General features: G+C 69.4%; 21 protein-coding genes. 7 read left to right on the top strand and 14 right to left on the bottom strand.

Annotation, left to right across the window (positions count from 1 at the left end; genetic code table 11):
• The first annotated feature begins 74 nt into the window (after positions 1-74).
• Genes ruvB through ybgC form a run of 3 tightly spaced genes read left to right on the top strand, consistent with a single transcriptional unit; the run spans position 75 to position 2,414 of the window.
• On the top strand, positions 75-1,088 hold the full coding sequence (gene ruvB / locus ASG40_RS01430) for a Holliday junction branch migration DNA helicase RuvB (RefSeq protein ID WP_156387539.1): 1,014 nt from the start codon (positions 75-77) through the stop codon (positions 1,086-1,088).
• A complete protein-coding gene (locus ASG40_RS01425; protein ID WP_055879336.1) occupies positions 1,081-2,013 on the top strand; it encodes a metallophosphoesterase in 933 nt (310 codons plus the stop codon). The genes ruvB and ASG40_RS01425 overlap by 8 nt, the downstream gene beginning before the upstream one ends.
• Positions 2,010-2,414: a tol-pal system-associated acyl-CoA thioesterase gene (gene ybgC, locus ASG40_RS01420; RefSeq protein WP_055879332.1), complete on the top strand. Its 405-nt coding sequence runs from the start codon at positions 2,010-2,012 to the stop codon at positions 2,412-2,414. Before ASG40_RS01425 ends, ybgC begins: the two co-directional genes overlap by 4 nt.
• Positions 2,415-2,417: 3 nt before the next feature.
• Here ybgC and ASG40_RS01415 read toward each other — a convergent pair whose 3' ends face one another.
• The 4 genes from ASG40_RS01415 to hemB form a co-directional block, all read right to left on the bottom strand.
• A complete protein-coding gene (locus ASG40_RS01415) occupies positions 2,418-3,164 on the bottom strand; it encodes an arginyltransferase (RefSeq protein WP_055879329.1) in 747 nt (248 codons plus the stop codon).
• A 108-nt stretch (positions 3,165-3,272) separates the two neighbouring features.
• Entirely contained in the window at positions 3,273-3,761 is a 489-nt protein-coding gene (locus ASG40_RS01410) for an RDD family protein (protein ID WP_055879327.1), read from the bottom strand.
• A 73-nt stretch (positions 3,762-3,834) separates the two neighbouring features.
• A complete protein-coding gene (locus tag ASG40_RS01405) occupies positions 3,835-4,194 on the bottom strand; it encodes a hypothetical protein (protein ID WP_055879324.1) in 360 nt (119 codons plus the stop codon).
• A complete protein-coding gene (gene hemB, locus ASG40_RS01400) occupies positions 4,191-5,249 on the bottom strand; it encodes a porphobilinogen synthase (RefSeq protein ID WP_055879320.1) in 1,059 nt (352 codons plus the stop codon). The genes ASG40_RS01405 and hemB overlap by 4 nt, the downstream gene beginning before the upstream one ends.
• 186 nt (positions 5,250-5,435) lie before the next feature.
• Here hemB and ASG40_RS01395 point away from each other — a divergent pair, with 186 nt between their 5' ends.
• The 3 genes from ASG40_RS01395 (at position 5,436) to ldtR (ending at position 7,693) form a co-directional block, all read left to right on the top strand.
• On the top strand, positions 5,436-6,560 hold the full coding sequence (locus ASG40_RS01395) for an enoyl-CoA hydratase/isomerase family protein (protein ID WP_055879317.1): 1,125 nt from the start codon (positions 5,436-5,438) through the stop codon (positions 6,558-6,560).
• Positions 6,557-7,018 (top strand): DUF6163 family protein, encoded by a 462-nt coding sequence (locus tag ASG40_RS01390; RefSeq protein ID WP_055879314.1) that lies wholly within the window; start codon positions 6,557-6,559, stop codon positions 7,016-7,018. The genes ASG40_RS01395 and ASG40_RS01390 overlap by 4 nt, the downstream gene beginning before the upstream one ends.
• A 162-nt stretch (positions 7,019-7,180) precedes the next feature.
• Positions 7,181-7,693, top strand: coding sequence for a transcriptional regulator LdtR (ldtR, locus tag ASG40_RS01385; protein WP_055879309.1), 513 nt, complete (start codon positions 7,181-7,183; stop codon positions 7,691-7,693).
• A 141-nt stretch (positions 7,694-7,834) separates the two neighbouring features.
• On the opposite strand, the gene pqqA (ASG40_RS01380) is transcribed toward ldtR, so the two are convergent.
• The 4 genes from pqqA (ASG40_RS01380) to ASG40_RS01365 all read right to left on the bottom strand — a co-directional run bounded on the left by pqqA (ASG40_RS01380) (position 7,835) and on the right by ASG40_RS01365 (position 9,150).
• A complete protein-coding gene (pqqA, locus tag ASG40_RS01380; protein ID WP_055879306.1) occupies positions 7,835-7,924 on the bottom strand; it encodes a pyrroloquinoline quinone precursor peptide PqqA in 90 nt (29 codons plus the stop codon).
• 72 nt (positions 7,925-7,996) lie between these two features.
• Positions 7,997-8,086, bottom strand: coding sequence for a pyrroloquinoline quinone precursor peptide PqqA (gene pqqA / locus ASG40_RS01375; protein WP_055879303.1), 90 nt, complete (start codon positions 8,084-8,086; stop codon positions 7,997-7,999).
• An 86-nt stretch (positions 8,087-8,172) separates the two neighbouring features.
• Complete coding sequence (gene pqqA / locus ASG40_RS01370; protein ID WP_018042171.1) at positions 8,173-8,262, bottom strand: pyrroloquinoline quinone precursor peptide PqqA; 90 nt, start codon at positions 8,260-8,262, stop codon at positions 8,173-8,175.
• Between the two features lie 255 nt (positions 8,263-8,517).
• A complete protein-coding gene (locus tag ASG40_RS01365) occupies positions 8,518-9,150 on the bottom strand; it encodes a CatB-related O-acetyltransferase (RefSeq protein WP_055881063.1) in 633 nt (210 codons plus the stop codon).
• 490 nt (positions 9,151-9,640) lie between these two features.
• On the opposite strand from ASG40_RS01365, the gene mgtE reads away from it, so the two are divergent.
• Positions 9,641-11,017, top strand: a complete 1,377-nt coding sequence (gene mgtE, locus ASG40_RS01360; RefSeq protein ID WP_055879300.1) for a magnesium transporter — start codon at positions 9,641-9,643, stop codon at positions 11,015-11,017.
• A gap of 4 nt (positions 11,018-11,021) precedes the next feature.
• Here the strand turns inward: mgtE and ASG40_RS01355 are convergent, their stop codons facing one another.
• The 6 genes from ASG40_RS01355 to ASG40_RS01330 all read right to left on the bottom strand — a co-directional run bounded on the left by ASG40_RS01355 (position 11,022) and on the right by ASG40_RS01330 (position 18,611).
• Positions 11,022-11,750 (bottom strand): YidB family protein, encoded by a 729-nt coding sequence (locus ASG40_RS01355; RefSeq protein ID WP_055879297.1) that lies wholly within the window; start codon positions 11,748-11,750, stop codon positions 11,022-11,024.
• Positions 11,751-11,818: 68 nt separating this feature from the next.
• Complete coding sequence (locus ASG40_RS01350; protein WP_156387496.1) at positions 11,819-12,151, bottom strand: hypothetical protein; 333 nt, start codon at positions 12,149-12,151, stop codon at positions 11,819-11,821.
• A gap of 69 nt (positions 12,152-12,220) precedes the next feature.
• Positions 12,221-14,974 carry an excinuclease ABC subunit UvrB gene (gene uvrB, locus ASG40_RS01345; RefSeq protein ID WP_055879294.1) on the bottom strand — a complete coding sequence of 918 codons (2,754 nt, stop codon included), beginning with the start codon at positions 14,972-14,974 and terminating at the stop codon, positions 12,221-12,223.
• Positions 14,975-15,036: 62 nt separating this feature from the next.
• Entirely contained in the window at positions 15,037-15,999 is a 963-nt protein-coding gene (locus ASG40_RS01340; protein ID WP_055879292.1) for a type II secretion system F family protein, read from the bottom strand.
• A gap of 95 nt (positions 16,000-16,094) precedes the next feature.
• Positions 16,095-17,063, bottom strand: coding sequence for a type II secretion system F family protein (locus ASG40_RS01335; RefSeq protein ID WP_055879289.1), 969 nt, complete (start codon positions 17,061-17,063; stop codon positions 16,095-16,097).
• A 48-nt stretch (positions 17,064-17,111) separates the two neighbouring features.
• The gene (locus tag ASG40_RS01330; protein ID WP_055879286.1) at positions 17,112-18,611 is read right to left on the bottom strand and encodes a CpaF family protein; all 1,500 of its coding nucleotides are present in this window, start codon (positions 18,609-18,611) and stop codon (positions 17,112-17,114) included.
• Positions 18,612-18,633 lie beyond the last annotated feature (22 nt).

Here is an 18,633-nt window from a genome sequence, read left to right as displayed (position 1 = left end):
AGGCCGCGCGAGCCCGCTTGACCAAGCCCAAGGCCCTTCTCACCCCCAAGGCCCTCCTCACCCCCGAGCGCCAGATGGCGGACGACGCCGAGACGTCGATCCGGCCGCTCAGCCTGTCCGAGTTCGTCGGCCAGCGCGCGGCGCGGGCGAACATGGGCATCTTCATCGAATCGGCGAAGAAAACCGGCTCGGCCCTCGACCACGTCCTGTTCGTCGGCCCGCCAGGTCTCGGCAAGACCACGCTGGCGCAGATCGTGGCGCGCGAACTCGGCGTCAACTTCCGCTCGACCTCGGGGCCGGTGATCGCCAAGGCGGGGGATCTGGCCGCCCAGCTCACCAACCTTGAAGAGCGCGACGTGCTCTTCATCGACGAGATCCACCGCCTCAATCCGGCGGTGGAGGAGATTCTCTATCCGGCGATGGAGGACTACCAGCTCGACCTCATCATCGGCGAGGGGCCGGCGGCACGCTCGGTGAAGATCGAACTGCCGAAGTTCACGCTGGTGGGCGCCACCACCCGTGCCGGCCTCCTCACGACGCCGCTGCGCGACCGCTTCGGCATCCCGATCCGGCTCGAATTCTACGACGTCGACGAACTCGAGCTGATCGTGTCGCGCGGGGCGCGGGTGCTGGGCCTGGGCATGTCGGCCGAGGGCGCCAACGAGATCGCCAAGCGCGCGCGCGGTACCCCGCGCATCGCCGGGCGGCTGCTGCGCCGGGTGCGCGATTTCGCCATTGTGGCCGATGCGCCCACCGTGACGCGGGCCATCGCCGACCGTGCGCTGCAGCTCCTCGACGTCGATCCGGTCGGCCTCGACGTGATGGACCGCAAGTACCTGACCATGATCGCCACCTCCTTCGGCGGCGGTCCGGTGGGGATCGAGACCATCGCGGCGGCGCTGTCCGAGCCCCGCGACGCCATCGAGGACATCATCGAGCCGTTCCTGATCCAGAAGGGCTTCGTCCAGCGCACCCCGCGCGGCCGCATGCTGACGCCCCACGCCTTCAAGCACATGGGCTTCGCCGAACCCAGGCGCGATCCGGGCACGCAGTTCGGCCTGTTCGGGGGCGGGGAGCCGGATGCCTGACGGGGCCCCGGTCCGGATCACCCGCCGCACCCTGCTCGCCGGCCTCGGAACCGTGGCGCTGGCCGGCGGCGGGACGGCGGCCTACGCGACGGGGATCGAGCCGTTCCGGCTCGCCGTCACCCGCTACCGGATCAAGCCGCTCGGGCCCTGGCCGGACGGGCTGAGCCTGCGCATCGTCGCCCTGGCCGACCTCCATGCCTGCGAGCCCTGGATGAGCGTGGCGCGCATCCGCGCCATCGTCGAGACCGCCAACGGGCTCGGCGGCGACGTCATCGTGCTGCTCGGGGATTACGTCTCGGGCATGCGCCTCGTCACCCGCTACGTCGATGCCGCCGAATGGGGGCCGGTGCTGGGCGGCCTGCGGGCGTCGCTGGGCACCTACGCCATCCTCGGCAATCACGATTGGTGGGAGGACACGTCGGCCCAGCGCCGCGGGGCCGGCCCGACCATCGCCGGAGATGCGCTACGGGCCGCCGGCATCCGCGTGCTGCAGAATGAGGCGCTGGCCCTGCGGGCCGGCGGGCACGAGGTCTGGCTCGCGGGCCTGGGCGACCAGCTCGCCTTTCTGCCGAGCCGGCGGCGCGGGCATCCACGCCTGGGCGTCGACGACCTCGGCGCGACCCTGGCGCAGATCCCGCCGGACAAGCCGGCGATCCTGCTGGCGCACGAGCCCGACATCTTTCCCGAGGTACCGGCCCGCGTCGCGCTGACCCTGTCCGGCCATACCCACGGCGGCCAGATCCGCATGTTCGGCTACGCCCCGGTGGTGCCGTCGCGCTACCGCGGCCGCTACGCCTACGGCCATGTCCGCGAGCAGGGCGACCTCGTGGTCTCGGGCGGTCTCGGCATGAGCATCGCCCCGGTACGCTTCGGCATCCCCCCGGAGATCGTCGTGGTGGACCTGTCCTCGCAGGCGCCGGCATGAGCGCGCACCACCTGTCCGTCCGCGTCTACTACGAGGACACCGACTTCTCCGGCTTCGTCTACCACGCCAACTATCTGCGCTACATGGAGCGCGGGCGGACCGAACTCCTGCGGGCGCTGGCCATGGAGCAGGCCGACCTCCAGCGCGAGGCCGACCTCGTCTTCGTGGTGCGCCGGATGGGGCTCGACTTCCTCAAGCCCGCCCGCATGGACGATGTGCTCGACGTGGTGACGATGCCGGGGGCGTTGCGCGGCGCCTCGATGCCAATGACCCAGGAGGTGCGGCGCGGCGACGAGGTTCTGGTGAGGGCCGAGGTCGTCGTGGCCGCCGTCCGCAACGGTCGTGCGGTCCGGCTGCCGGATGCCCTGAGGCAGGCCCTGTCCCGCCCGCCCGAACCGTGAGGCCTACTCCACCCGCTGCCAGCCCGGCCCGAACAGGCGCTCCTGTGGCTTGAAACGGGCCTTGTAGTCCATCTTGCGCGAGCCATCGACCCAATAGCCGAGGTAGAGATACGGCAGGCCGAGCGCGGCCGCACGGCGGATGTGGTCGAGGATCATGAAGGTGCCGAGCGACCGGGCAGCCTCGGCGGGATCGTAGAACGAATACACCATCGACAGCCCGTCCGAGAGGACGTCGGTGAGGCACAGCGCCAGCGGCGCCCCGGTGCCCCGCCCGTTGATGGCGGTGTCGGGCCCGCGCCGGCGATAGGTCACGAGATGGGTGTCGACGTGGCTGTCCTCGATCATCATGGCGTAGTCGAGCACGGTCATGTCGATCATGCCGCCGTCGCCGTGGCGGGCGTCGAGGTAGCGACGGAACAGGGTGTACTGCTCCGAGGACGGCCGGTTCGGCTCGGGCGCGCCCACGAGATCGGCGCTGCGTTGCAGGATGCGCCGCTGGCTGGCCGAGGCGACGAAATCGGCCACCACCACCCGCACCGAGATGCAGGCCCGGCAGGTCTCGCAGGCCGGCCGGTAGGCGATGGTCTGCGAGCGGCGAAACCCCCCTTGCGTCAGGATTTCGTTGAGGTCGCGGGCGCGGCGCCCGACGAGATGGGTGAAGACCTTCCGTTCCTCCTGGCCCGGTAGATACGGGCAGGGCGAGGGCGCGGTGAGGTAGAACTGCGGGGTGTCGCGCGGATGGCTGGTCACGCTGGCCGTGGCCCTCGATGGACCCGGCGCGAGGCACCGGATCGCTTGAGTGTAACGGCAATACGGTCGCGCTCAATGGCCTTGCGACTCGCCGCCCTCACCATGTCGTCACGGGGCGCGCACGACGGCGAGGCCGAGGAGCAGGTCGTGGCCGAGGCGGCGGTCGGAGCGCATGAAGCCGAACAGCATGTCGACGAACCAGAGCAGGAAGGTCGAGATTGCCACGTAGAACAGGAGCGCATGGACGCCGGCGGTGATCACGTCGACCCGGGTGCCTGTCTCGGGCGTCACCACGCGCAGGCCCATCATCCGCATGCCCCAGGTGGCCTGGCCGGCACCGCCCACCGTGATGGCGCTGTAGAGGATGCCGCTGGCCGGCAGCACCGCGAACAGCGTCCAGCCGAGCCCGAAGGTGATGACGCCGATCAGCGTGATCGCCACGGTCAGCAGGGCGGTGAAGCCGAAGATGAACAGGATGTCGAGGAGATAGGCCACGAACCGGGCGCCGAGGCTCGCCCGCACGTACGGCAGGCGCGTCGGCAGGCCGTAGCCGGGGGTGCCGAGGCGGTCGGAATAGCCGGTCGGGTTGTCGAGCATCACCGCGCTCCCTCGTGGGGCGATTGCGAAGGCCTTGAGATGGGAGCCGCTCCGGCCGGTCTCAAGATCCCGCTCAGGGCTGCGGGTCGGCCGCCACGGCCTCGGAGGTGTCGAGGTAGTAGTGGCGCAGCAGGTAGAGGGCCGCTCCGCTCACCGGACCCTGCTCGGTGGAGATGGCGTCGAGCACTGCGCCGGTCCCGAACCGGCAGACCAGCCAGCGCTGGCGGCCGTCGCGCTGGCCAAGCCCGTAGTCCACGCGCACGCTGTCGGCGCCGGGCCCCTGCGCCACGCGCAGGATGGTCACCGCCCCCTCCGGAGGGGCCAGGGCCGGCACCGCCCTGCGGCAGGTGGTGGCCCGCTGCCGGTCCACCGAACTCGAGCAGCCGGCCGGAACCAGAAGGAGGGCGGCCAGCAGCGGGCCGGCCGGCCTCACGCCCGGTCGCGCAGCCGCTCGGCCACCCGCGGAGCGTAGTAGCTGAGCACGCCGTCGGCGCCCGCCCGCTTGAAGGCCAGCAGGCTTTCGACCATGGCACGCTCGCCGTCGAGCCAGCCGTTGCGGGCGGCGGCCTCGATCATCGCGTATTCGCCCGACACCTGGTAGGCGAAGGTCGGCACCCCGAAGGCGTCCTTCACCCGCCGGATGATGTCGAGGTAGGGCAGGCCGGGCTTCACCATGACCGAATCGGCACCCTCCTGGATGTCGAGGGCGACCTCGCGCAGGGCCTCGGTGCCGTTGCCGGGGTCCATCTGGTAGGTGCGCTTGTCGCCGACCAGGGCGGCGCTGGTGCCGATGGCGTCGCGGAACGGGCCGTAGAACGCGCTCGCGTACTTGGCCGCGTAGGCCATGATCTGGACGTCGCGAAATCCCGCCTTGTCGAGGCCCGAGCGGATGGCGCCGACACGCCCGTCCATCATGTCCGAGGGGGCGATGATGTCGGTGCCGGCCTCCGCCTGGATCAGGGATTGCTCCACCAGCAGCGCCACGGTCTCGTCGTTGAGGATGGCGCCGTCCTCCAGAAGTCCGTCGTGGCCGTGGCTGGTGTAGGGGTCGAGGGCGACGTCGGTCATGATGCCGATCTCGGGTACCGCCGCCTTCACCGCCCGCACCGCCCGGCACACCAGGTTGTCGCGGTTGAGCGATTCCGAGCCGGTGGGATCGCGCAGCGACGCCTCTGTGTAGGGAAAGAACGAAATCGCCGGGATGCCCAGCCGCGCCGCCCGCTCGGCCTCCCGCACCACCTCGTCGACGCTCAGGCGCTCGACGCCGGGCATCGAGGCGATCGGCTCCCGCCGCTTCTCGCCCGCGATGACGAACAGCGGCCAGATCAGGTCGTCCACGCTCAGGCTGTGCTCGCGCACCAGCCGGCGCGACCAGTCGCTCTTGCGACTGCGCCGGGGCCGCTGGGTGAGACTCAAGGGCCCCCCTGGGCTCGTCGCGCGCGCGCTCTCGACGGCAAGCGGGCGCGGGGTCGGGGACTCGTCGGTCATGGGCTGAGCCTCGGATCGATTGGGCTGTGCCGGAGGGGCCTATCACATCCGCCGAACGCCCGGTAACCCGGGGCCGATGCCGGCGGACCGGCCCTTTCCGAGGGTCCGATTGACCGGGGCGCCAAGAGTTCGTCTAACGGCGCCTGGACGGGCAAGAGGGGTCCGCGGGGAGTCCGAGTGGGGTCGATGACGCAAAGGGCCGAGCAAGGGGCCGAGCGAGGGGCAGAGCCGGAGATCCTGTTCGAGCGCCGCGGTGCCGCGGGTCTGGTGACCCTGAACCGGCCCAAGGCCCTCAACGCGCTGTCCCTCGCGATGATCGCGGCGCTGCATGCCGCGCTCGACGCCTGGGAGCGCGACGCCGCCGTCACCCGCGTGGTGATCCGCGCCGCCGGCGGTCGGGCCTTCTGCGCCGGGGGCGACATCCGCCGGGTCTATGACCAGTGCCGGGCCGGGCAGGACGAGGCGGTGCGCGCGTTCTGGTCGTCGGAATACCGGCTGAACGCCGCGGTGAAGCGCTACCCCAAGCCCGTCGTGTCCCTGATCGAGGGGATCGTGATGGGTGGCGGCGTCGGGATCTCCCTGCACGGCAGCCACCGCGTCGCCTCCGGGAACTACGGGTTCGCCATGCCGGAGGTCGGCATCGGGTTCTTTCCCGACGTCGGGATGACCTACGCGCTGCCCCGGCTGCCCGGCCGGGCCGGCACCTATCTCGCGCTCACCGGCTCGCGGATCGGGATCGGAGACGCCCTCGCCCTCGGCCTCGCCACCCATCATGTCGCCCCCGAGGCCATCGCGGCGGTGGTCGCGGCCCTGGCCGAGGGCGGGCCGGTCGACGATGTCCTGGCCGCCCATGCCGCGCCGCCACCTCCGCCCGGACCGCTGGCCGCGGCCCGTGGCCTCGTCGACGGGGCCTTCGCCGCCGATTCCGTCCTCGCCGTCCTCGCGGCGCTGGACCGGGCGGCCGCCGGCTCGAGCATCGCCAACTCGACCTTCGCGGCCGAGACGGCGGCCCTGATCCGCACGCGCTCGCCCACCAGCGTGGCGATCGCCCACGAACAGATGCGGCGGGGCGTCGGGCTCGACGTCGCGCAGGCGCTCGCCCTCGAATACCGCCTGGCGCTGCGGGTCACGGCCAGCCACGACTTCTTCGAGGGCGTCCGCGCGGTTCTCGTGGACAAGGACGGGGCGCCGGCCTGGTCGCCCGCGACCCCGGAGGCCGTCGACCCGGCCGCGATCGCCGCCTTCTTTGCGCCGCTCGACGGTCCGGAGCCCGATTTCGGCCCGGCGATGGGACGGGACCCGAGACCGTGAAGGGATTGATCAAGCTGGGCTCGGCCCGCCAGGCCCGCGGCGGCGAGCGCAATGCGGACAGGATCGAACGCGTCGCGGCCCCCAGCCAGACCGGCTGGGACATGGTGCTGGTCTGGTTCATGCGCCTCGTGGCCCTGCTGTGGCTGGCCAAGGGGGTGTGGTCGTGGATGCGGATCCTCGACGTCTGGCCGAACGCGGCACCGTTCGAGGACGAGCCGTTCGGCCGCCAGACCGTCATCGTCTATTTCTCGGTGATCGACTTCACGGCCGCCGTCGGCCTGTGGCTCACCAGCGCCTGGGGCGGCGTCGTCTGGCTGCTGGCCGCCACCAGCGCCATCACCCTGGCGCTGTTGACGCCGCAGCTGCTGGCGATGTCGATGCCGCTGATCGCGATACAAGGTAGTATTGTCGTGATCTACTTCATCTTGTCTTCACTAGCGGCGAACGAGGCTCGGTAAATCGAATCTTACGGTAGTGGTTTCATCTTGCATTTACCCAAGCGGGTAAATTGCAAATTCATCTTGTCGCTTAAACTGCTTTTCATTCGGCCGATCTAGGTTGGGTTCATAGGCGGTGCCGATCAAGCCGGCGCCCGGCACCCGAACTCCCGCGAGGCACCCATGTCATCCAAGGCCGCCAAGATCGTCGACAGCACCCCCTCCGCCGAGGCCGGCACGTCCGCGGGTTCCTATCTGGAGGCCCTGCACCTCGTCGAGCGGCTGCACCGCCGCCTCCTCGACGTCATCAAGGACGAGTTCGAGCGCCGCGACCGCGAGGACGTCAACAGCGTCCAGGCGCTGCTGCTCTACAACATCGGCGACAAGGAACTGACCGCGAGCGAGCTACGCACCAAGGGCTACTACCTGGGCTCCAACGTCTCCTACAACGTCAAGAAGCTCGTCGAGGCCGGCTATCTCCACCACGCCCGCTCGAAGACGGACCGCCGCTCGGTGCGCATCAGCCTGACCGAGAAGGGCAAGCAGGTCCACGACATCATCCAGACGCTCTACGACAAGCACGCCCGCACCATCCAGCCGATCGGCGGCATCTCGGACGACGACTTCGGGCGTCTCAACGTCGCGCTCGGACGCCTGGAGCGCTTCTGGACCGACCAGATCCGCTACCGGCTCTAATCCCCGGGGCAGCGGGCGCCGCCACGCACGAAGGGCCGGACCGCATCTGCGGTCCGGCCCTTCGTCGTTTCATTGATCGGGCATGAAAAAGGGCGGCACCCTCGCGGGTGCCGCCCCATCGGCCTGTCGGCCGACCGACCTTCAGTTGAAGGTGTCGATCTCGGCGGACTCGTAGCTGGTGACTTCCATGCCGACGCAGATTTCCGAAACTATGGGGGCAGACCAGGTCATGATGATATCCTTGGAATGATGATGAATGACGGTGAACCGGTGCGGGACGCTCCGTCACGGAGCGTCGACGCCTCAGTTGAAGGTGTCGATCTCGGCGGACTCGTAGCTGGTGACTTCCATGCCGACGCAGACTTCCGAAACGATGGGGGCAGACCAGGTCATGGCGTTTTCCTCTGAAGGGGTGTTGGGGAATTCGAACGTTACGAGTCGTCCCAGGCGGGAGCTCGCGACCGTCAGTTGCGAGACCCTCAGTTGAAGGTGTCGATCTCGGCGGACTCGTAGCTCGTCACTTCCATGCCGACGCAAACTTCTTGAACGATGGGGGCAGACCACGTCATGGCGAAACTCCTTCTCGCTAACGACCCTGATATAGGCGATCCGTTGGGCGCAATACAAGTGGGCGCTACACTTATATTTCTCATAGGATGGCGATAAGATGCAAGCCTGATGCAGCGTTCATGCAATATACCACCAGAACGACGGCGGTCGGTGGCCTTCCGTCGGAGGCGGTGACGTCTCGCCCTGCGCTATGGTTCCATACGCGACGTCACGCCAACGTTGTCGCGCGATTCCGTGGCAGCCATCGCATCCGTTCACGGCGTGGGCGGGTGTCCCTCCGGAGACGGTTCGCCGCCGTCGCGTTCCGCCTCGGCCCGGGCGAGGAAGGCGTGAATGTCGGTCCCCAGCATCAACGGCAGGTAGGCGCCGAGCTTGTCCTCCGGCCAGGACCACCAGGCCGTCGCGAGCAGCCGGGCGACGGTGTCGTCGTCGAACCGCCGCCGCATGACCCTCGCCGGGGTGCCGGCCACGATGGCGTAGGGGGGCACTACGCCGCGCACCACCGACCGCGCCGCGACGACGGCGCCGGTGCCGATGTCGCTTCCCGACAGGATCATGGCGCCGGTGCCGATCCAGACGTCGTCGCCGATGACGATGTCGCCGTGGCTGGCGTGGTCGTCCTCGCCCGCCGCCGCGCTCGGCCAGAGGTGGGACAGGGTCTTGAACGGATAGGTGGTGACGAGGTCCATGCGGTGGTTGGCCAGGACCATCACGACGTCGGACGCGATCGAGCAGTAGCGGCCGATCCTGAGTGCCGCCGCCCCCGCTTCCAGGACCGTCGGCCGACCGTAGGTATGCTCGCCGATCTCCCAGCCGAACTCCGCGATCTCCCAGGCCATCAGCAGGCGGGTCAGGTTCGGGAAGATCTTGGTCTGCGGAATGGACATCTCGCCTCCGGACACGCCGGGGGTGTCCCGGGCCGCGTCGCCGGTGCGTACCAGATCGGCGGGAGCGCGGCCATTCGTGCCGGGAGCGGGTCCGCGCAGGCGCACCCCGGTCCCGCGCGACCTCGGCGTCCTTTGGATCAGGAATTCGCGCGAACCCAAAATTCGCAGTCCCTTCAGTTCGTCGCAGGCACCTCGTGTCAGGTCCGGGTGGTCGCGTCGGCCAGCCGGAGGTCCACCGCGCGAAACCGCTTGACGCCTTCATCCGTCGGGTGCACAGGCGCGGCGCTCCCGGCACCCGCATCCGACGATGCGGGCGGGGACGATACGGACCCCAGACCCGAACCCCATGACCAGCGACAGTCACAGTCGATCGATGCCGCCGCACGGTGTCCCGGCCGCCATGGCCGCCTGAAGGCTCGCACCGGGCCGGGGCGGCCCCGGCGACCGGCGCCCCACGGCGGCCGCGTCCCCGCCGTGCGAGGTTAAGCCCATGAACGCCCTTCAAGTCGCCGACTCGCTCGGCTCCGTCGATCCCTCCGTCCTGGCGGCCCGCCTCTCCGACGAACGCGCCCCCGACATCGTCGAGGCCCTCAACGAGGAGGCGCCCGAGGTCGCCGCCGCCATCATCCTCGGGCTGCCGCACGACCGGGCCGTCGAGGTGTTGGACCAGCCCGAGCTCGATGCCGCTGCCGACATCATCGAGATGCTGCCGCGCGACCGCGTCGCCTCGTATCTCTCGGGCATGGCGGCCGACCGCGTCACCGACGTGTTCCGCGAGATCGAGGAGCCGGGCCGCTCGGATCTGCGCGCGCGCCTGGACGCCGAGACCCGTGGCACCGTCGACCGGCTCAGCGCCTACGGCGAGGAGAGCGTCGGCTCCCTGATGACCACCGAGTTCGTGGCCGTCCCGGGGACCTGGACCATCGGCCAGACCCTCGACCACCTTCGCAAGGTCGAGAAGACCCGCGAGACCATCTACGCGATCTTCGTCCTCGACCCGCGCACCCAGGCCCTGACCAAGGCGGTGCCCCTGCGCCGGCTGATCAGCGGCGATCCCGACGACAACGTCCTCAGCGTCGCGCCGGGACGCCATCCGCTCGCGGTCTCGCCCACCGCCAGCCGCGAGGAGGCCGCCCGCCTGATCTCGAAATACGATCTCCTCGCCCTGCCCGTGATCGATGCCGTCGGCCATCTGATCGGGATCGTCACCGTCGACGACATGATCGACGCCATGGTCGAGAAGCAGACGCGCGACGTGCAGCGGTTCGGCGGCATGGAGGCGCTGCCCGAGTCCTACATGGACATCGGCTTTCCCACGATGATCCGGAAGCGGGCCGGCTGGCTCTGCGCCCTGTTCCTCGGCGAGATGATGACCGCCACCGCGATGCAGGGCTTCGAAGGCGAACTCGAAAAGGCCATCGTGCTGACCCTGTTCATCCCCCTCATCATGAGTTCGGGGGGCAACTCCGGCTCGCAGGCGACCTCCTTGCTGATTCGGGCGCTCGCCCTCCACGAAGTACGCCTGCGCGACTGGTGGAAGGTGGCGCTGCGCGAACTGCCGACCGGGCTCCTGCTCGGGGCCATCCTCGGCCTGATCGGCATCGTCCGGATCGTCGTCTGGCAGAAGGCCGGCCTCTACGACTACGGCGAGCACTGGATGCTGGTGGCGGCGACCGTGGGCGCGGCCCTCGTCGGGATCGTCACCTTCGGCTCGCTCACCGGATCGATGCTGCCGTTCGTGCTGCAGCGGCTGGGCTTCGACCCGGCCACCGCCTCGGCGCCCTTCGTGGCGACGCTGGTGGATGTGACCGGGCTCGTGATCTACTTCAGCGTCGCCATGGTGATCCTGAAGGGGACGCTGCTGTAGGGGGCTACCAGCCGCGCCGGTCCTCCGGGGTCGGCCGCCGCCCCTGGGGGGTCAGCCCGTCGATGACGCCGGGCAGCGCCTGGGCGAGCTGGGACAGCAGCGTGTCGCGGTCGAGCCCGGTCCGGCTCGCCAAGGTGTCGACGGTCTGAGGCCCGAGGGCGTCGGCGAGCCGATTCGGCTCGACCGGCCGGTTCTGGCCGGACCCGATCCAGGATTCCATGACGTCGCCGAGCCCGCCGCGCTGGAACCTGTCGACCAGCCCGTCGAGGCCGCCCGGCCCGTCGCCGGAGCCGTCCTGCCCGTCGTGACGGCCCATCCGATCGGACGAGCGTCCCCCAGGTCCGTCGAGCATGCCGGAAAGGTCGCCGAATTCGCCGCCGCCGTCGCCGCGGCGTTCGGGTTCGTCGTACCGGTCGGACCCGCGATCCCCGCCCTGTCCGAACCCGCCGAGGTCACCGTCGTCGCGCGGGTCCTGCCGCTCGCGCCGGTCCTCCTGTGGCGGCTGGCGGGCGCCGCCGCCGCCGAAGATGTCGCCGAGGCCGCCGCTCATCCCCTTCTGCATCAGGAGCATCAGCAGGGCCTGGACGATCGGGGACATCGCGCCGCCGAGGCCGCCGGGGAGGCCTCCGGGAAAGCCGCCGCCCTGTCCTTGTCCACCCTCCTGGCGCTGGGAACCGCCGCCGCCCATCATCTGGCCGAGCACGCCGCCGATGACCTGATCGAGTAGGCCCATGTCCGTCGCTCCTGTTGCCGCGTCTCCGCCGGTGCCGGCACGGATGTGCCGGCGCCGTCTCGTGTCGCCTATTCGCGCCGGCCGCCACCGGTGCCGGCACGGTCCTTGGCGGGCAGATGGTCGAGGGGGTTGGTGTAGCTCGCCTTGCCCTTGCGGTCGGAATTCATCACCGCCGTCGAGGAGGTGATGGCCTCGGGGGGCGCCACCTGGCCGATCGGGCGGTTGCCCTCCCGCTGACGGACCTCCTCCGGATCGGGCAGGGTCGCGGGCGTCGGCTGGTCGCGGCGGCTCTCGACGGTCTGCGCGAGGGCGGAGCCCCCGAAGCCCAGGAGACCCACCACGATGGGGACGGCCAGGGCTGCCAGGCCGGCGGCGGGGCGGGAACCGGGACGGGTCGTCATCGACATCTCCATTCATCGCGCAGCGACGCTGATGAACAGGAAAAGCCCGGTTTGCCCGGCCGGTTCCTCCTAGCCGTCACGCGAGCGTGAACCCCCGCTGCCGCGGCCTCGGTATTTCGGCTTCTGCCCACCGAGCCCCTGGGTCGAGCGGGCCTTGGGCCGCTCCTGCCAGACCGGCGCCACGCCGTCGACCGGCCGTTCGCGATCGGTGCCGGGCCCCATGTCGTCGAGGCTCGGCTTGGAGATGCGGCTGCGCTTGGCTCCGTATTTCCCGGCCTCGCGCTCGACGTCGCCCTGGCGCGCCATCGGGTCGTCGGAGACCAGGAGCTCGGTGGCCTGGAGGCGCTTGAGCTCGTCGCGCAGGCGCGCGGCCTCCTCGAAGTCGAGGTCGGCGGCGGCCGTGCGCATCCGCTTCTCGAGGTCGGCCATGACCGCCTTGAGGTTGTGGCCGATGGTGACGGCGTTCTTGGCCAGCCCCGTGTCCACCTGGACGTGGTCGCGCTCGTAGACGCTGTCGAGGATGTCGCTGATGCCGCGCTTGACGCTCTGTGGCGTGATGCCGTGTTCGGTGTTGTAGGCGACCTGCTTGGTGCGGCGGCGCTCGGTCTCGGCCATCGCCCGCTCCATCGAGCCGGTGATGTGGTCGGCGTAGAGGATGCAGCGGGCGTCCGCGTTGCGGGCCGCCCGGCCGATGGTCTGGATCAGCGACGTCTCGGAGCGCAGGAAGCCCTCCTTGTCGGCGTCGAGGATGGCGACCAGCGCGCATTCCGGGATGTCGAGCCCCTCGCGCAGCAGGTTGATGCCGATGAGCACGTCGAAGGCCCCGAGCCGCAAGTCGCGGATGATCTCGATGCGCTCCAGCGTGTCGATGTCCGAGTGCATGTAGCGGACGCGGACGTTGTTCTCGTGCAGGTATTCGGTGAGGTCCTCGGCCATGCGCTTGGTCAGGGTGGTGACCAGCGTGCGATAGCCGGCCTGGGCGACCTCGCGGACCTCGCCCAGAAGATCGTCCACCTGGGAGCGCGCCGGGCGGATCTCGATGACCGGGTCGACGAGGCCGGTGGGGCGGATGACCTGCTCGGCGAAGACGCCGCCGGTCTGCTCCATCTCCCATTTCGAGGGTGTCGCCGAGACGTGGATCGACTGCGGGCGCATCGCGTCCCATTCCTCGAACCGCAGCGGGCGGTTGTCGAGGCAGGACGGCAGCCGGAAGCCGTATTCGGCCAGCGTCGCCTTGCGGCGGAAGTCGCCCTTGTACATGCCGCCGATCTGCGGGACCGTGACGTGGCTCTCGTCGGTGAAGACGATGGCGTTGTCGGGCAGGTATTCGAACAGGGTCGGCGGCGGCTCGCCCGGCTTGCGCCCGGTGAGGTAGCGCGAATAGTTCTCGATGCCGTTGCAGGCGCCGGTGGCCTCGATCATCTCGATGTCGAAGGTGCAGCGCTGCTCGATGCGCTGTGCCTCGATGAGGCGGCCCATCCGGGTCAGTTCCTCGACGCGCTGGTTGAGCTCGGACTTGATGCCCTTGACCGCCTGCTGCAGCGTCGGGCGCGGCGTGACGTAGTGGGAGTTGGCGTAGACCTTCACGAACTTGAGCTCGTTGAGGGTCTTGCCGGTGAGCGGATCGAACTCGGTGATCTTCTCGATCTCGTCGCCGAACAGGCCGATGCGCCAGCCGCGGTCTTCCAGGTGGGCCGGCCAGAGTTCGATGACGTCGCCGCGCACCCGGAAGGTACCGCGGGCGAAATCGGACTGGATGCGCTTGTACTGCAGCGCCACGAGGTCGGCCACGAGCTGGCGCTGCTCGATGCGCTCGTTCAGCGACACCGTGAACGACATCGCGGTGTAGGTCTCAACCGAGCCGATGCCGTAGATGCACGATACCGAGGCGACGATGATGACGTCGTCGCGCTCCAGCAGGGCGCGGGTGGCGGCGTGGCGCATCCGGTCGATCTGCTCGTTGATCGAGGATTCCTTCTCGATGAAGGTGTCCGAGCGCGGCACGTAGGCCTCGGGCTGGTAGTAGTCGTAGTAGGAGACGAAATACTCGACCGCGTTGTCGGGAAAGAAGCTCTTGAACTCGCCGTAGAGCTGCGCCGCCAGGGTCTTGTTCGGGGCCAGGATCAGGGCCGGGCGCTGGGTCGCCTCGATGACCTTGGCCATCGTGAAGGTCTTGCCCGAGCCGGTGACGCCGAGCAGGACCTGGTCGCGCTCCGCCTTCGTCACGCCGTCCACCAGTTCGGCGATGGCGCGCGGCTGGTCTCCGGCCGGCTCGAACTCCGATTGCAGCCGGAAGGGCACGCCGCCCTCCGACTTCTGCGGCCGGTCGGGCCGGTGCGGCGCCCAGGTCTTCCCGTCCTTGAAGAGCGGGTTGCCCTCGGTGAGCAGGCGCGACAGCGCGTCGACGGTGGCCGAGACGCCGTCGGCGGCCAGGGACGTCTCGGGTTCGGCCGCATCGCCCTCGCCGAGGCCGAGGGCCTGGGCGAGCCGCGGGTCCACCTCCGCCGCGTCGGCGACGACGAAGCCCGATTGCGGCGCCTCGCCGAACCCTTCGGGCGCCTTCGCCTTCCGCTTCGCCGGGGCCTGTTTGCCGGATGCGGCTTTCGGAGCCTCGATCTCGGGCAGCCGGTTGCGATTGAGGGCGGGGCTCAGGAGTTCGGCCAGGAACGGGTCGAGGGGCTTCAACTCGGGCTTCGACGCCTTCGAGTACGACGGCTTGGAAGCGGACGATTTGGAAGCGGACGATTTGGGCTTCCCGGCCGCCGTCGTCTTGCCTGCCGATCCCTCGGCGGATGGGGTGCGGGGCGTCTTGGGTGCAGCCATGACCGCAATATGGCGCCCAGCCGTTCGGAGTGGAAGGGCAGGGCGGTGTCGGGCCGTCGGCGTCAGCGCATGACCTGGATCGCGGCCGGGGTCAGGATCACGACGAAGAGCACCGGCAGGAAGAACAGGATCATCGGCACCGTCAGCTTGGGCGGCAGCGCGGCGGCCTTCTTCTCGGCCTCGTTCATGCGCATGTCGCGGCTTTCCTGGGCGAGCACGCGCAGGGCCTGGCCCACCGGCGTGCCGTAGCGTTCCGCCTGGATCAGCGCCGTGGTCACGGACTTGACGGCGTCGAGCCCGATGCGGTTGCCGAGGTTCTCGTAGGCCACCCGCCGGTCGGGCAGATAGGACAGCTCCGCCGTCATCACCGCCAGTTCCTCGGCCAGGGCGACGGACTGGATCGCGATCTCGGAGCTCACCTTGCGGAAGGCGTGCTCCACCGACATGCCGGATTCGACGCAGATCAGGCTGAGGTCGAGGGCGTCCGGCCAGGCCGCCCGGATCTCGGTCTGCCGCTTGGCGGTCCGGTTGGACAGGTAGATCTCCGGCGCCTTGATGCCGAGGAAGGCCGCCACGATGACGATCATCACCCGGATCAAGACCGGCTGGTCGAGGACCTGCAGCACGAACAGGTAGAAGATGCTGAGGACGAGGAGGACGATCGGCATGATCAGGCGGAAGAACAGGAACCCGGTCTCCGCCCCCGGCGACCGGAAACCGGCCGTCAGCAACTGGCGCTTGGCGCTCTCGGTCCCGAGCCAGCGGCTGAGGTTGAACTGCTCCACCACGCGTTTCATGTAGGCCTTGGGCGCCACCCGCAGGGAGGCCTTGGCCCCCAGCTTCTCGCGTTCGCGCCGCCGGATCTCCTCGCGCTCGTTGCCGACCATCTTCATGCGCTTGTTGAGGCGGTCCGGCTCCATGATCGGCTGGAGAAGGGCGAACACCGTCGCCGCCGAGGCGATGCCGACGAGCACCATCGCCATGAAGCGGGGGTCGATCAGTTTGTCGGCGATGGCGGTGATCATGCTGGCGGTCCGTGCGGACGAAGGTCGGTGGGCTGCGCCGGGCGCGGCGCGGGACGGGGGCGGTTCGCGGCGACGCGGTCCGTCCCCGGCCGGCGTCAGACGTCGAAGTTGATCATCTTCTTCATCGTGAAGACCCCGAGCGACATCCACAGCGCCGAGACCACCAGGGCGACGCGGCCCATGTCGGTGGTCCAGAGCAGCGAGATGTAGTCCGGGCTGGAGAGGTAGGTCAGGATCGCCACCACGAACGGCAGGGCCGCGATGATGCCGCCCGAGGCCTTCGCCTCCATGCTCATCGCCTGGATCTTGCCGGCCATCTTCTTGCGGTCGCGCAGGACGCGCGAGAGGTTGCCGAGGGCCTCCGAGAGGTTGCCGCCCGAGCTCGACTGGATGCTGATGACGATCGCGAAGAAGTTCACGTCCGCCACCGGCACGCGCTCGTAGAGTTTCTGCATCACCTCGCCGATCGGCAACCCGAGAGTCTGGGCCTCCACGACCTGCCGGAATTCGGAGCGCAACGGATCTTCCGTCTCGCGGGAGATGATCCGGAAGCAGTCGCCCAGGGGGATGCCGGCCCGGATGCCGCGGGTGATGATGTCGATCGCCGTCGGCAGTTCCTTGATGAAGGCCTTGATGCGTCGCTTGCGCAGGTGGTTCAGCATCCATTGCGGCAGGCCGAGGGCGCCGGCGAACACCGCCCCGAGGGCGGCGATCGGCGTCTTGGTCACGAGGAAGATCAGCAGGGCGAAGACGATGCCCATCGCGGCCGAGGCGAGGTAGAACTTCTGCTTCGACCAATCGAGGCCGGCGCGGGCGATCTTGAGATCGAGGCTGACCTTGCCGCCGCTGGCCTTGGCGTCGATCTCCTTGAGGCTGCGCGCCACCTGGTCGCGACGGTTGACCGTGGCCGCGCGGGCGGCCGGCGTCGTCACCACGCTCATGGCCTTGCGCCGCTTGTCGGCCCGGTTCTCGCCGGCGATGTAGGGGGCGAGGAACACATAGGCGACGCCGCCGGCGGCGATCGCCATGAGGGCGCCGGTCAGGGCGAGGTTCGTCCCGTTCATGGCAGGGTTCTCATGGCAGGGAACTCATGTCGGGCGGACCGGCGCGGGTCACATCGGATCTCCGTCGAGGGCGGCGGCGGCGTCGAGGGCGGCGGCGAGCGCCTGGTCCTCGCCGTAGTAGCGGGCGCGCTCCCAGAAGCGCGGGCGGCCGATGCCGGTGGAGCGGTGCCGTCCGATCAGCCGTCCGTTCGCGTCCTCGCCCCTGATGTCGTAGACGAACAGGTCCTGGGTGATGATCACGTCGCCTTCCATGCCCATCACCTCGGTGATGTGCGTGATGCGGCGCGAGCCGTCCCGCAGGCGCGTCGCCTGCACGATCACGTCGATCGAGCCGCAGATCATCTCGCGCAGGGTGCGCGAGGGCAGCGTGAAGCCACCCATGGTGATCATCGATTCGATACGCGCCAGGGCCTCGCGCGGGGAGTTTGCGTGGAGCGTCCCCATCGAGCCGTCGTGGCCGGTGTTCATCGCCTGGAGCAGATCGAAGGCCTCGGGCCCGCGCACCTCGCCGACGATGATGCGTTCGGGCCGCATGCGCAGGCAGTTCTTGACGAGGTCGCGCATGGTGACCTGGCCCGAGCCCTCCATGTTGGCCGGGCGGGTCTCGAGGCGCACGACGTGGGACTGCTGCAGCTGCAGCTCGGCCGCGTCCTCGCAGGTGATGATGCGCTCGTCCTCGTCGATGTAGCGGGTGAGGCAGTTCAGGAGCGTCGTCTTGCCCGAGCCGGTGCCGCCGGAGATCACGACGTTGCAGCGTACCCGGCCGATGATCTGGAGGATCTTGGCGCCCTCCGGCGAGATCGCGCCGAACTTCACCAGCTGGTCGAGGGTCAGCTTGTCCTTCTTGAACTTACGGATGGTGAGGATCGGCCCGTCGAGGGCCAGCGGCGGGGCGATGATGTTGACGCGCGATCCGTCCGGCAGGCGCGCGTCGCAGATCGGCGAGGATTCGTCGACGCGCCGGCCGACCTGGCTGACGATGCGCTGACAGATGTTCATCAGCTGCTGGTTGTCGCGGAAGCGCACGTTGGTGAGCTGGATCTTGCCGCCGACTTCGATGAAGGCGCGGTTGGCGCCGTTGACCATGATGTCGGCGATGTCGTCGCGGGCCAGCAGCGGCTCGAGGGGGCCGTAGCCGAGGACGTCGTTGCAGATGTCGTCGAGCAGTTCCTCCTGCTCGGCGATCGAGAGGACGATGTTCTTGAGGCCGATGATCTCCGAGACGATGTCGCGGATTTCCTCGCGGGCGGTCTCGGCGTCCAGGCGCGAGAGCTGGGCGAGATCGATCGCTTCGATCAGCGCCCCGAAGATCATGCTCTTGGTGCGGTAGTAGTCCTCGGACTTCTGCGCCTCCTGCACCGCGACCGGCTCGGGCCGACGCGAGGATTCGTGACGCGCGCCGTCCTGTCGGGACCCGTCCGGGCGCGTCACGTCCTGGCGCTGCGCCGGCTGGGGCTTCTCCTCGCGTACGGACACCGGCACCTGCGTGCGGGCCGGGCCCGGCGCTGGGGCCTGCGCGGCGGCCGCGCCGTTTCTCCTACCGAACATGACGGCAAACCTCGGCGGTCAT

This window comes from Methylobacterium sp. Leaf399 (genome assembly GCF_001424525.1).
Taxonomy (GTDB): Bacteria; Pseudomonadota; Alphaproteobacteria; order Rhizobiales; family Beijerinckiaceae; genus Methylobacterium.
Note: the sequence above shows the minus strand (reverse complement) of the source record. Positions and strands in the feature narration are given on the sequence as shown.

What these genes read in the sequence shown, in the direction of transcription:
- ruvB (WP_156387539.1), top strand. Translation starts at nt 75, where the DNA reads ATGGCGGACGACGCCGAGACGTCGATCCGGCCGCTCAGCCTGTCCGAG.
- ASG40_RS01425 (WP_055879336.1), top strand. Translation starts at nt 1,081, where the DNA reads ATGCCTGACGGGGCCCCGGTCCGGATCACCCGCCGCACCCTGCTCGCC.
- ybgC (WP_055879332.1), top strand. Translation starts at nt 2,010, where the DNA reads ATGAGCGCGCACCACCTGTCCGTCCGCGTCTACTACGAGGACACCGAC.
- ASG40_RS01410 (WP_055879327.1), bottom strand. Translation starts at nt 3,761, where the DNA reads ATGCTCGACAACCCGACCGGCTATTCCGACCGCCTCGGCACCCCCGGC.
- hemB (WP_055879320.1), bottom strand. Translation starts at nt 5,249, where the DNA reads ATGACCGACGAGTCCCCGACCCCGCGCCCGCTTGCCGTCGAGAGCGCG.
- ASG40_RS01395 (WP_055879317.1), top strand. Translation starts at nt 5,436, where the DNA reads ATGACGCAAAGGGCCGAGCAAGGGGCCGAGCGAGGGGCAGAGCCGGAG.
- ldtR (WP_055879309.1), top strand. Translation starts at nt 7,181, where the DNA reads ATGTCATCCAAGGCCGCCAAGATCGTCGACAGCACCCCCTCCGCCGAG.
- pqqA (WP_055879306.1), bottom strand. Translation starts at nt 7,924, where the DNA reads ATGACCTGGTCTGCCCCCATAGTTTCGGAAATCTGCGTCGGCATGGAA.
- pqqA (WP_055879303.1), bottom strand. Translation starts at nt 8,086, where the DNA reads ATGACCTGGTCTGCCCCCATCGTTTCGGAAGTCTGCGTCGGCATGGAA.
- pqqA (WP_018042171.1), bottom strand. Translation starts at nt 8,262, where the DNA reads ATGACGTGGTCTGCCCCCATCGTTCAAGAAGTTTGCGTCGGCATGGAA.
- ASG40_RS01365 (WP_055881063.1), bottom strand. Translation starts at nt 9,150, where the DNA reads ATGTCCATTCCGCAGACCAAGATCTTCCCGAACCTGACCCGCCTGCTG.
- mgtE (WP_055879300.1), top strand. Translation starts at nt 9,641, where the DNA reads ATGAACGCCCTTCAAGTCGCCGACTCGCTCGGCTCCGTCGATCCCTCC.
- ASG40_RS01355 (WP_055879297.1), bottom strand. Translation starts at nt 11,750, where the DNA reads ATGGGCCTACTCGATCAGGTCATCGGCGGCGTGCTCGGCCAGATGATG.
- ASG40_RS01350 (WP_156387496.1), bottom strand. Translation starts at nt 12,151, where the DNA reads ATGACGACCCGTCCCGGTTCCCGCCCCGCCGCCGGCCTGGCAGCCCTG.
- uvrB (WP_055879294.1), bottom strand. Translation starts at nt 14,974, where the DNA reads ATGGCTGCACCCAAGACGCCCCGCACCCCATCCGCCGAGGGATCGGCA.
- ASG40_RS01340 (WP_055879292.1), bottom strand. Translation starts at nt 15,999, where the DNA reads ATGATCACCGCCATCGCCGACAAACTGATCGACCCCCGCTTCATGGCG.
- ASG40_RS01335 (WP_055879289.1), bottom strand. Translation starts at nt 17,063, where the DNA reads ATGAACGGGACGAACCTCGCCCTGACCGGCGCCCTCATGGCGATCGCC.
- ASG40_RS01330 (WP_055879286.1), bottom strand. Translation starts at nt 18,611, where the DNA reads ATGTTCGGTAGGAGAAACGGCGCGGCCGCCGCGCAGGCCCCAGCGCCG.